Source organism: Stenotrophomonas maltophilia group sp. msm4, from assembly GCF_032025605.1.
Classification (GTDB): domain Bacteria; phylum Pseudomonadota; class Gammaproteobacteria; order Xanthomonadales; family Xanthomonadaceae; genus Stenotrophomonas; species Stenotrophomonas sepilia.
Genome location: NZ_JAVSKK010000004.1, coordinates 271,452 through 283,635 on the forward strand (window position 1 = coordinate 271,452; position 12,184 = coordinate 283,635).

General features: G+C 66.7%; 7 protein-coding genes and 1 pseudogene. 1 reads left to right on the plus strand and 7 read right to left on the minus strand.

What is annotated here, in order from left to right:
- Positions 1 to 84: 84 nt before the first annotated feature.
- The 7 genes and pseudogenes from ROV93_RS19570 to ROV93_RS19600 form a co-directional block, all read right to left on the minus strand.
- Positions 85 to 681: a GNAT family protein gene (locus ROV93_RS19570; protein WP_072167626.1), complete on the minus strand. Its 597-nt coding sequence runs from the start codon at positions 679 to 681 to the stop codon at positions 85 to 87.
- Positions 674 to 3,799 (minus strand): efflux RND transporter permease subunit, encoded by a 3,126-nt coding sequence (locus ROV93_RS19575; RefSeq protein WP_072167625.1) that lies wholly within the window; start codon positions 3,797 to 3,799, stop codon positions 674 to 676. The genes ROV93_RS19570 and ROV93_RS19575 overlap by 8 nt, the downstream gene beginning before the upstream one ends.
- Entirely contained in the window at positions 3,796 to 4,902 is a 1,107-nt protein-coding gene (locus ROV93_RS19580; protein ID WP_049412714.1) for an efflux RND transporter periplasmic adaptor subunit, read from the minus strand. The genes ROV93_RS19575 and ROV93_RS19580 overlap by 4 nt, the downstream gene beginning before the upstream one ends.
- 273 nt (positions 4,903 to 5,175) lie before the next feature.
- Positions 5,176 to 7,240, minus strand: a pseudogene (locus ROV93_RS19585) (TonB-dependent copper receptor).
- 72 nt (positions 7,241 to 7,312) lie between these two features.
- On the minus strand, positions 7,313 to 7,732 hold the full coding sequence (locus ROV93_RS19590; protein ID WP_072167624.1) for a DUF2946 family protein: 420 nt from the start codon (positions 7,730 to 7,732) through the stop codon (positions 7,313 to 7,315).
- Positions 7,733 to 8,354: 622 nt separating this feature from the next.
- Positions 8,355 to 9,705 (minus strand): IS3 family transposase gene (locus ROV93_RS19595; RefSeq protein WP_312538553.1). Its coding sequence is split into 2 segments (ribosomal slippage): positions 8,355 to 9,255 and positions 9,254 to 9,705, totalling 1,353 coding nucleotides; the frame shifts between segments, so codons are not numbered across the junction.
- A gap of 178 nt (positions 9,706 to 9,883) precedes the next feature.
- On the minus strand, positions 9,884 to 10,867 hold the full coding sequence (locus tag ROV93_RS19600; RefSeq protein WP_061479313.1) for a LysR family transcriptional regulator: 984 nt from the start codon (positions 10,865 to 10,867) through the stop codon (positions 9,884 to 9,886).
- A 209-nt stretch (positions 10,868 to 11,076) separates the two neighbouring features.
- On the opposite strand from ROV93_RS19600, the gene cysK reads away from it, so the two are divergent.
- Positions 11,077 to 12,036 (plus strand): cysteine synthase A, encoded by a 960-nt coding sequence (gene cysK / locus ROV93_RS19605; RefSeq protein WP_061479314.1) that lies wholly within the window; start codon positions 11,077 to 11,079, stop codon positions 12,034 to 12,036.
- Positions 12,037 to 12,184: the final 148 nt, after the last annotated feature.

The window sequence follows — 12,184 nt, forward strand, 5'->3', positions numbered from 1 at the left end:
TTTGCAGAGCCGAGCCCATGCTCGGCTTGGGCTCCCGAGGGCAGCCGAGCATGGGCTCGGCTCTACAGCGGCCAGCCCGCGTGTTCAGGGCAGCTGGGTGCGCACCCGGGCGAAACGGCGCAGGTCGTGCAACACGCCGCGCTTGTAGACCGCGCAACGTTCCACGCCCTCTTCCTGGAAGCCGTTCTTCTCCAGCACCCGGGCCGAGCCGAGGTTGAAGTCGACCACGGTGGCCTGCAGCCTGAACAGGCGCAGCTCATCCATCACCCACGGGGCGAACAGGCCGACCACGCGGGTCATCAGGCCGTGCCCCCAATAGGCCCGGCCCAGCCAGTAACCCAGTTCGGCGGTATGCCCACGCTCGGCCACGCCCTGTTGGGCACCGACGCTGCCGCAGGCCTGGCCGTCGATCTCGATGGCCAGGTTCAGGGTGCCGGGAGCCAGCACGCGGCCGGCGAGGAAGGCCTCGCCATCCCCGCGCGTGTAGGGGTACGGGAAGCGGTCGCGCAGGCCGCGCGATACCTCGGCGTCGTTGGCGTGGCGCAGCAGGGAATCCAGGTCATCCGGGCGCCAGGGGCGCAGCTGGAAACCGTCACCCTGTAGTGGCGGGGTCAGAGCCCTTTCCGTTCCGGAAAGGGATCCGTCCCCTGGGCCGCCCCCATCGGCGCGCGGGTCAGGCATGCCCGCCCACCGACGGCGATTCCGCTTCCTGCTTCTCCAGCTCGCGCTTCACCGCTTCCGGCGAACGAGTGTACGGCGCCAGCCGCGCGTAGAACGCCGGCACCACGAACAGCGACAGGAACGTCGAAAGAGTCACGCCGAAAATGATCACGATGCCGATCGTGCCACGGCTGGCCGAACCAGGCCCCCCGGCGACCACCAGCGGGATCGCGCCGACCACGGTGGCGATCGAGGTCATCAGGATCGGGCGCAGGCGCACCATCGCCGACTCGATGATCGCCTCGCGCACGCTGCGCCCATCGTCGCGCAGCTGGTTGGCGAATTCGACGATGAGGATGCCGTTCTTCGCGGCAAGGCCGACCAGCATCACGATGCCGATCTGGCTGAACAGGTTCACCGTACCGCCACTCACCCACAACCCGACCAGCGCGCCGAGTACGCCCAGCGGCACGGTCAGCATGATGGTGAGCGGATGGATGAAGCTCTCGAACTGCGCGGCCAGCACCAGGTACACCACCAGCAGCGCCATCGCGAAGGTCAATAGCACCGCGCCGCCGGCGCTCTGGTATTCGCGCGATTCGCCCTTCCAGTTCACCTGTGCGTACTGCGGCAGCTCTTCCTGGGCGACGTTCTGTGCCCACGCAATGGCCTCGCCCAGCGGATAGCCCGGCGCCAGGCCGGCACTGATGGTGATCGAGCGCAGTCGGTTGAAGCGGTTCAGGGTGCCGGCCTCGGCCACTTCACTCAGCGTGACCAGGTTGGACAGCGGCACCAGCTCGCCGGAGTTGGCGCGCACGCGGATCGCGGCCAGGTCGGCCGGGCTGGCGCGACCATCGCGACCGGCCTGCACCAGCACGTCGTACTCCTCGCCGTTGTCGACGAAGGTGGTGACGCGACGCGAGCCCATCATGGTTTCCAGCGCCGAACCGATCGCGGTGACCGGCACGCCGAGATCGGCCGCACGCTGGCGGTCAATGTTCACCCGCATCTGCGGCCGGGTTTCCTTGTAATCGGAATCGGGGCCGACCAGGCCGGGATTGTCGGCCATGCGCAGCAGGATGCGGTCGCGCCACTGCGCGATCTCGGCATATTCCGGGCCGCCCAGCACGATCTGGAACGGTTGGCCGCCGCTGCGCACCAGGCCACCACCCACCTGCGTGCGTACGCGCACGCCGCGGATGGTATCCAGTTCCTTCTGCAGTTCGTTGGCGACTTCGGGCGTACCCTCGCTGCGCTGGCGCCACGGCTGCAGGAAGATGCTGACGCGGCCGGTATGCATTTCCTCGCTGGCGCCCCAGCCGCCCGGCACGCGGGGGTTGGCACGCACGATCGGCTTGTCCGGGCCGACATGCGGTGCCAGCAGCGCTTCCACCTGCTGCACCTGCTGCACGGTGTAGTCGTAGCCGGCGCCTTCCGGGCCGTCGATCATGATCTGGAACGAACCACGGTCTTCGGCTGGCGCCAGTTCCGACGGCAGCAGCTTGAGCAGGCCCCAGCTGGCGGCCAGCGCAGCCACCATCACCAGCAGGTAGATCCAGGTGCGGTCGACGTGGTGATCGAGCACTCGCCCATAGGCACCCGCAAGGCGTTCCAGGTTGCGGTTGATGAAGCCGTGCAGGCCCCGCGGGGCCTGCCCGGTATGCGGCTTGAGCAGCTTGGAAGCCATCATCGGCGTCAGTGTGAGCGCAACGAACGCGGACAACGCCACCGCGGCGGCCAGCGCCACTGCCAATTCGCGGAACAGTCGCCCGGTGTTGCCCTCCAGGAAGCCGACCGGCAGGAACACCGCCACCAGCACGGCGGTGGTGGCGATCACCGCGAAGGCGACCTGCGCAGTGCCGCGCTTGGACGCCACCAGCGGTGGCTCGCCCAAGTCGATGCGGCGCTGCACGTTTTCCACCACCACGATCGCATCGTCCACCACCAGGCCGATGCACAGCACCAACGCCAGCAGGGTCAGCAGGTTGATCGAGAAGTCGAACGCATACAGCGCGATGAACGCCGCCACCAGGCAGACCGGCACCGTCACCGCCGGAATCAACGCGGCGCGGAAGCTGCCGAGGAACAGCCAGATTACCGCCAGCACCAGGATCATCGCTTCCACCAGGGTGGCGTAGACGCGGTCCACTGCAGCTTCGATGAAGGTGGTGTTGTCGAAGGCGACGAAGATCTGCGTTCCCTTGGGCAGGGTCAGTGCCACCCGCTCGGCCTCAGCGCGCGCCGTGCGTGCCACGTCCAGCGAGTTGGCGGTGGAGGTCTTGACGATGCCCAGGCCGATGCCGGGCTCGCCGTTGCTGCGGTAGTACGCGCGGCGTTCGGCCGAGGCCAGCTCGATCTTCGCCACGTCGCCCATGCGCACCACGTAGCCGTCGCGGCCCTTGCCCAGCGGGATGGTCGCGAAATCCTCGGGCTTGATGTAGTTGCGCTCCACGCGCAGGGTGAAATCGCGATCGGTCGACTCGATGCGGCCGGCCGGCAGTTCCACGTTCTCGTTGCGCAGCGCGGTTTCCACGTCGCCGGTGGTCAGGCCGCGTGCGGCCAGCTGGTCACGGTCCAGCCAGATCCGCATCGCATAGCGCTGGCGGCCGCCGATGCGGACCTGGGCCACGCCATCGAGGCTGGAGAAACGATCGACCACGTAGCGGTCGGCGTAGTCGCTCAGCTCCAGCGTGTCCATGGTCGAGGACACCATGTTGAACCAGATGATCGGGTCGGCATCGCTCTCGACCTTGGCAATCTCTGGTGGCCGCGCCTCTTCCGGCATGCGGTCGGCGACGCGGCTGACCGCATCGCGCACGTCGTTGGCCGCTGCTTCGATATCACGGTTGGCGGTGAACTCGATGCTGACCTGCGAGCGGCCGTTGGTGCTGCGCGCGTTGATCGTATCGATGCCTTCGATGCCAGCCAGCGCATCTTCCAGCACCTGGGTGATGCGGCTTTCGATGACCGCCGCCGACGCGCCGGTGTAGTCCACCGACACCGAAACGATCGGAGGGTCGATGGCGGGCAGTTCGCGCAGGGTCAGGCGGGTGAAGGACATCACGCCCAGCACCAGCAGCAACAGGCTCATCACCACGGCGAACACCGGCCGCTGGATGGAGATGTCGGACAGCTTCATCCGCCGTGGCCCTCGGCCGCGACCGGCGCCGGCGCGTCAGCCGGTTTGGCGCCGGAGGCCGGTGCGGCGTCCTTCGCAGCAACCTTCAGGCCCGGGCGCAGCTTGCCGGTGCCATCGACCACGATGCGCTGGCCCGCTTCCAGGCCCTGCCTGATCTCGACCACGCCGGCACGGCGCGCGCCGGTGACCACGTCCACCCGCTCGACGCTGTCGTCGGCCTTGATGCGGTACACGAAGGTATCGCGGCCAACCTGTACCACGGCGATTTCCGGGACCACCAGCGCTGGGCGCTCGGGGCGGAACAGGCGCACGTCCAGCAGCATGCCCGGGCGCAATGCGTGGTCGCCATTGGCGAAATCGGCGCGCACGGTCACCGCACGGGTGGCCGGATCGATGCGCGCATCGATGGTACTGACCACGCCCTCGAAGGTGCGACCCGGCCAGGCCACGCTGGTGGCACTGACCTTGTCACCAACGCCCAGCGCAGCCAGCTCCACTTCCGGCACCTGGAAATCGACATGCATGTGCTCGATGTCGTCGAGCGTGGCGATGACCGTGGTCGGGGTCAGCAGCGATCCCGGGCTGACCTGGCGGATGCCGAGCACACCGGCAAAGGGCGCGCGCACGCGTCGGTCACCAATGTCTGCCTGCATCTGCATCACGCGTGCCTCGGCGGCGTCGCGGATCGACTTCTGCGTATCCAGCGTGGCGCTGGACACCAGCCGCTGGGCGGCCAGTTCGCGCTGGCGCTTGTACAGCTGATCGGCTTCATGGAAAGTGGCCTGCGCCTGCACCAGTGCGGCTTCCTGGGCCTGCCCGCGCAGCGTCACGATCGGCGCACCGGCGGCAATGTGCTGGCCGCTCTCGAAGTGCACTTTCTCGACGATCTCGCTGACTTTGGCAGTGACGCTGATCGACTCGCGCGCCTTGGCCGTGCCCAGTGCCTGCAGGGTGTCGTTCCACTGCGTGGGCTGCACGACCTGCGCGGTGACCGGCACCGCTTCGCCCTGCCGACGTGCGGCGGCCTCCTGTTTGCCTGCGCACCCGGCCAGCACGGCCAGGCTGAGGCCGAGGGCCAGGGTCGAAGCGATACGAGCCAACATGAACGGTCCTGATTGATCCACGGCCGCCGAGTGTAGGCAAGTGCCCATAAAAGCGGTATGTGCCAAGCGTTTACCGGCGTGGAACCTAGGCTGCGATAGCGCCTTGAACCCGTTCCGTGCAAGGCTGCCATGGGCAGTGTCGGCGTGTGTCGGGGTGTATCCAGTGGTGCACCACCGCGGCCGTCATCGTAGAGTCGAACCTGCCCGACCGAGGGCGTCGGGCGGGGACGGATCCTGGCGGGGATCCGGCCCCGTTTTTTTATGCCCGGCGGATCAGTACCGGTAGTTCAACTTCATCCACACGCTGCGCCCCGGCTCGTTGATCCGCACCGGGTCGGCCGGGAAGCCGAAGTCGGCGCTGCCGGCCAGGTTCAGGTGCTCGCTGTAGGCGCGGTCGAACAGGTTGTCGACGCCGGCGCTGAGCTGCAGCTGCGAACTGAAACGGTACGCGGCATTGAGCGCGAAGGTGGCAAACCCGGCGCTCGGCCCGAGGTCCTGCGCGACCACGTTGCCCTGCCCATCTGCGACACGATGCTGATGGGTCACCGCGCGCAGCAATGCGCCGGCACTCCAGCGCTGGCCCTCCCAGTTCGCGCTCAGGCGCGCTTCCAACGGCGGCATCTGCGGCAGCGGACGCTGCTGGTCGCGGTTCTCTCCCCAGGCATAGGCCAGCGTGCCGCCCAGCTTCCACTGCTCGGTCAGGCTCACTTCCAACCCGGCCTCGGCACCGGCAATGCGCGCCTCGACGTTGCTGGCCTGGCTCATGCCCATCATGCCGCTGCCGTGATAGGTGAACAGGATGTAGTCCTGGATCTGCCCGGCATAGGCCGAAACCCAGGCCTGCACGCGCGGTCCCTTGTACTGCAGGCCCATGTCGAGCTGGGTGGTGCGCTCGGGCTGGATGCCGGCAAACGCGTTCACTGCGCCGGCCGGGCCGTGGTTGGGCGAGAACAGCTCCCAGTAGTCGGGCATGCGCTCGCTGTGGCCGAGGCCTGCATACCAGGTCAGGCCGTCGGCCAGGTCCTGCTCATAGCGCAGGAAGCCACTGCCGAGCCACGCCTTGCGCTTCTCGCCGGCCGTTGGGTTGGGCCGGCTGCCCATCATTCCACGGGATGGACTGCCGCTCATCACGCACGCTGGCGCGATCGATGCGCAGCCCGCTGATCCAGCGCTGGTCGGTGCCGGCGCCGAGGGTCAACTCGGTGAACACGCCATAGCGGCGGAAGTTGGCATCGGTCTCCCAGACGGCCTGGTGGTAGGTGTCGCGGCCCATGCCCATGCGGCCACGATGGCGGCTGTCCTCGCCATCCACACCCGCCACCAGTTGCACGTCCTGCCAGCGCCACTCGGAACTGACCCGGCCGCCCTGGGTGCGGCGGCCCACGTTCGACGCCATCGGCATCGGCATCATGCTGTTGGGATTCGGCGTGCGCAGCGTGTAGTTGTCCATCACGTGGTCGGCCTCGTTGTAGTACACGTTGGCCTGCAGCGTGTCCCACGCACCCGGCAGATTGCGCTTCTCGAAGCGCGCGGCGTAGCTGGTGCGTTCGAACGCGGCACCGTCCATGCCGCGCCCCGCGTAGCGTGCGATCGCATCGCCGGCACCGGCAGAAATTTCCAGCAGCGTGTCGGCATCCGGCGTCCAGCCGATCGCCACGTCACCGTTCCACTTGCGCCACTTCGATGGCACCACATCGCCGTTGCCGTCCTTGTAGTCATCGGCTTCGGAACGGTTGCCGCTGGCGCGCACATAGCCGGCCGGGTTGCCCAGGGTCAGGTCCATCACCTGGTCGTTGCGGTTGCGCGAACCGACCAGCGCGCTGGCATCGGCACGCAGGCCCGGTTCCTCGAAGCGCGGTGTATCGCGTTCGAAGCGCACGGTGCCGGCCGAGGCACCTGCCCCCCAGCGCACGCTCTGCGGGCCCTTGATGATGGTCAGGCGGTCGAAGCTCTCCGGTGCGATGTAGGACAGCGGGTTGTCCATGCGCGAGGGGCAGGCGCCGATCAGGTTGCCGTCATTGCTGAGGATGTTCAGGCGCGAACCCAACATGCCGCGCAGCACCGGGTCACCGTTGGTGCCGCCGTTGCGGATGGCCGAGAAGCCAGGAACGGTCTTCAGGTAATCGGCGCCGTCACTGGCCGGAACCGGCTGCCGCGGCAGGCGTGGATCGGTCACCCAGTGCAGTGGCGACGAAGGCGCGGCGGCGGTGACCACCACCGTATCGAGAGTGCGCGCCTCTTCGGCGGGCGCGGCATGGGCGAGCGTTGCAGCTGCGGCCAAGCCAAGGGCAACCGGCAGGCGCACGCAGGCGCCCGCGGGGCGGGAAGTCATTTTCATCGGAACAGCTCCAAGGTACGCACGCGCACACGGCGCCCGCTCAGGCGTCGTGCGGCAGATTCGACAGGAAAATCAGCGGACGATGGAGGACCGCGGTGGCCCACGCGCGGCGTGTGCCGGCCAGCGCAGTGCCGGCAGTACCTGCTGTGACCACGGGAATACCAGCCGCGGCCGCCACAGCAGCGGCAACAGCAGCACCAATACCGCCAGCCACGGCAGCAGGCGCATGGCCAGCACGCAGTATTCGCAGGCTTCGCCATGCATGGCGTGGGGGTCGGCCGGTGGGGTCGGACTCCGTTGCCCGTGCAAAGGGCTCGGACCCAATGCGGCAGCGTCGTGGTGCATGTGCGCGTGGTCCATGCCTGCCATCGCCGCGTGGTCCATCGGCGGCGCCTGCAGCGCGCGGCTGACCAATGGCGCAAGCACCATCAGCAGCGTCGCCAGGATGGCGAGCTGCAGCAGAAGGCGCTGCGGGCGGGACAGGCGGGTCACCCTGCTAGTGTAGAGGCGGGTCCAGGGTTGCCCGTGCGACGAACCGTCGCAGGCGTTTGCGACACCCCGTCGCGGGGGTGTTCGGCAGGGCTGCGCCCTGCACCTGCAGAGACCGCGTCCACGGCAAGAGCCGAAGCAACAGCAAAAGCAAAAGCGGTTTCCTGTGGGTAGGCGGGGTGGGTCCGGTTGCGGGGGACGCCGTAAATACGTCCATGCAGGCTCGGTCGCCGCTTGCTCGTGTGCGCTGTCCTGCGCACAGGGCAAGACCGGGGTTGGGCGTCCTGCCCAACCCGCCCGAGGCATGCCTCGGGCCCATGCGGCTCACGCCCCCGCAACCGGACCCACCCCGCCTTCGACAGTCTTCTGCGGTCTGTTGAAACGGCTCTTGGGGTCAGATCCGTTTTCCGCAGGAAAACGGATCTGACCCCAGATGCATTTCCATATCTGACAGATTTCATCCACGCATGGAGTGGATCTACCGTGTCGACCAAGGTCGACACCTACCAACAGCCATCGGAATCTGTCAGAGGCGGGGCGGTGTGGGCAGGCAGGACCGTTGGCGCCATGGATGGCGCCATCGAGCCCCCAGGGTGAAGTGACCCCCGAGACTTGGACGGTGGGGTCAGGCGGCTGCTTGGGCCTGTTCCCGGTACTTTACCGGGCTTAGCCCCTTCAATTTCAATCTGATTCGCTCTTGGTTGTAGTACTTGATGTACTCCACCAGCCCGGCCTCCAGGCTTTCGATGCTGTCAAAGCTGTTCAGGTAGAAGAACTCCGACTTCAGCGTCCCGAAGAAGCTTTCCATTGCCGCATTGTCCAAGCAGTTGCCACGTCGGGACATGCTTTGCTTCAACGAGTGCTTTTCCAGCATGTGCCGGTAGTTCTCATGCTGGTACTGCCAGCCCTGGTCGGAGTGGATCATTGGCCGCTCATCCGGCGAAAGCTTCTTGATGGCCTCCTCCAGCATCTGACCTACCAGATCGAACACAGGCTGGCGCTTGATCTGATAAGCCACGATTTCACCGTTGTAGAGGTCCATGATCGGCGACAGGTACAGCTTCATGCCTTGCACCTTGAACTCGGTGACGTCAGTCACCCACTTCTGGTTGGGCCGCTCGGCATGGAACTGGCGATTGAGGTCATTGCCAACCACAACATTGGCGGCCCCTTTGAAGGACCGGTAGCGCTTCACGCGTACCCGTGATTTCAGGCCCATCTCCCCCATCAGGCGCTGTACCCGCTTGTGATTGGTCCGATGGCCCTGATTGGCCAGTTCCAGCGTCACCGTGCGATACCCATAGCGCCCTTGGCTTTGATCGTAGATTGCCCGGATGCGCTCGCACAGGGCTGCCTCATCCTGATCCGGATGGGCCAGGACATGGTTCTGGTAATAGAACGTACTGCGTGACAGCTCTGCCGCTTCGAGCAGAAGCGACAGCGGATGAACCTGCCTCAATCCTTGGATGGCTTGCGCTTTGCGTCCTGCGCCGCCTGCTCTTCCCGGATCAAGGCATCGAGTTTTTTAGGTAGTCGGTCTCCGCACGCAGATAGGCAACTTCCTTGAGCAGCTCATCGCGGCTCATTTCCTCAGGTGGCTTGGACGAACGGGTCTTTTTCATCGGCTTTCGGGGCGGCGGCGGAGGTGGTGCCAGCGCTTGGGCACCGCCTTGAGCATACAGGCGACGCCACCGACCCACCGCGCCGGCATCGCCAATTTGAAAGTAAGTGGTGGCCTCCCGCCCGGACATGCCGTCCTGGCCCATCTTCTTCAGGACAGCCAGCTTGAATGCGAGGTCATAGGACTGGGACTGGCGATGAAATCCCCGCCAACCATGCAGCCGATAGGTCGCCACCCAGCGCCTGACCGTGGAGAACTCCAGGCCGTAGCGACGAGCAACGGCTTTGACCGATGTGGAGGTCTTGCAGGCCTGTTTGGCGACCTGCAGTTTGAAACGCGCGTCGTATCTGTTCATGTATCCCTCGGGGTCGGATCTGATGTCCAACTCCCGGGGGTCACTTCAGGGATGGGTTTACGGCGTGTCCTGCCTGCCCACACCGCCCCGCCGCCCCACGGAAGCCAGCAGTTGCTGTTGCTTCGGCTTTTGCCTTTGATTCGGCAGGTGCAGGGCTGCAAGCCCTGCTCGACCCACCTCACACCGTGATGGTCTGGGTCAGTGACTCCCAGGTCGGGGGCACCGGCCACGCTGCGGCCTGGTTGCCATCCAGCACCCGCCGCAGGTCGCGCGGATCAATCTGTGGGGCCAGCACATGCACCAGCTCCAGCGCGTAATCACGCAGCACGCGGTCGCGCGGCAACACCGCCCAGGCGATGCACTCGCTGATCGGATCCGGCGCCGGCCACGACCTCAGGTCTTCGTCATTGGAACTGACCGCCATCTCGGCCAGCAGGCCTACGCCCAGACCCGTGCGCACGTAGGTCTTGATCAGGTCGGCATCGAGCGCGGTCAGCGCCAGGTCGGGCACCAGCCCATTGGTGGCGAAGGCGCGTTGCAGGGATGAGTTCGGTCGGGTTGAGGATTCGTAGCTGATCAGCGGCTGGCGGGCCAGCGCGGCCAGGTCCGGTGCGCGGCCGGCGCGGTCCAACGGGTGGCCCTTGGGTACCACCACCAGGCGTCGCCAGCGGAACAGCGGCACTGCGATGCCATCGGTTGGCTCACCGCCTGCGGTGCTGATGATGGCGATATCGGCGTCACCCTGGTTCAAGCGGTCCAGCGCGTCGGTTTCACCGGCCTGCTGCAGGTGCACGCTGACCTGCGGATAGGCCTGCTTGATCGCCGCCACCGCCGGCGGCAACACGAAGCGCGCCTGGGTGTGCGTGGTGGTCAGGATCAGCTGGCCCTGGCTTTCGCGCCGCTGGTTTGCCGCGTACGTACGGATGTTGTTGGCTTCGGCCAGCACCGCGCGGGCACGCGCGATGACTTCGGTTCCGGCCGGGGTAACCGACTCCAGGCTGCGCCCCTTGCGCACGAACAACAGGAAGCCGAGCTCGTCCTCCAGCTGCTTGAGCTGCTTGGAGAGGCCGGGCTGGGTGGCGTGCACGCGCGAGGCGGCCAGCGTGATGTTCAGCTCGGCGTCGGCGATGGCTACCAGGTAGCGCAGCTGGGTCAGCGTCATGGGCAGGCAGGCGGCATGGGGCGGACGTCCACTCTAGGGTCAATTGCCGTCACCAGCTTATAACCAAAGGTTGTTTAAGAAAGGTATCTGGTCATTTCCGGGCGTCATATGCCGGCGCTACGGTCAGCCGGCAGCCGCTGGCCTGAACGGCCAGCCCTCCCCCCTTCGCCCGCCGTAACCCGGCGCGGCCCCGTTTCCGGAGCGCTCCCATGGCCCTGTACGACTCCATCCTCGATACCGTCGGCAACACCCCCATCGTCAGGCTGCAGCGCCTGGCGCCGCCACAGGTCAGCGTCTACGCCAAGGTCGAGTCGTTCAACCCGGGCGGCTCGGTGAAGGACCGCCTGGCGCTGGCGATCATCCTCGATGCCGAAGCACGCGGCCTGCTCAAGCCGGGCGACACGATCGTGGAGGCCACCTCGGGCAACACCGGCGTAGCACTGGCGATGGTCGCCGCCGCGCGCGGCTACAAGTTCGTGGCCACCATGGTCGAAACCTTCTCGGTCGAGCGCCGCAAGCTGATGCGTGCCTACGGCGCCAAGGTGATCCTGACCCCGGCCGCCGAGCGCGGCAGCGGCATGGTGCGCAGGGCGGCCGAGCTGGCCGAGCAGCACGGCTGGTTCCTGGCCAGCCAGTTCGCCAACCCGGCCAACCCGGCGTATCACCGCAACACCACCGCTGCCGAGATCCTGCGCGACTTCGCCGGCAAGCGGCTGGACTACTTCGTCAGCGGCTGGGGCACCGGCGGCACGCTCACTGGCGTAGGCGAAGTGCTGAAGGTGGCACGCCCGCAGACCCGCATCATCGCCACCGAACCGGCCGGCGCCGCCCTGCTCAAGGGGGATGACTGGAAGCCGCACAAGATCCAGGGCTGGACCCCGGACTTCGTGCCGGACGTGCTCAACCGCGACGTAGTGGATGAACTGGTCTCGGTCGAAGATGATCGCGCGATCGCCACCGCGCGTCGCCTGGCCGCCGAGGAAGGCATCTTCGTCGGCATCTCCGCCGGCGCCACCGTGGCCAGCGCGCTGGACATCGCTGCCCGCGCTGAACCGGGCTCGGTGATCCTTGCGATGCTGCCGGATACTGGTGAACGTTACTTCTCAACACCGCTGTTCGCCGATGTGAACGAAGGATCCGACGACGACTGGCTGGCCGGCCTGCCGTAACAGCCGGGGTCAGAGCCTTTTCCGTTCGGAAAAGGATCCGGCTCCTTCCCGCTTCAGCCTGCGTGAAGGCGTCGCCCGCCATCGTGCGCGAAGGCCGTTGGATCGCAGCGCGTGAGACGGTCATGACGCAGCATCGATGCCCTGTCCC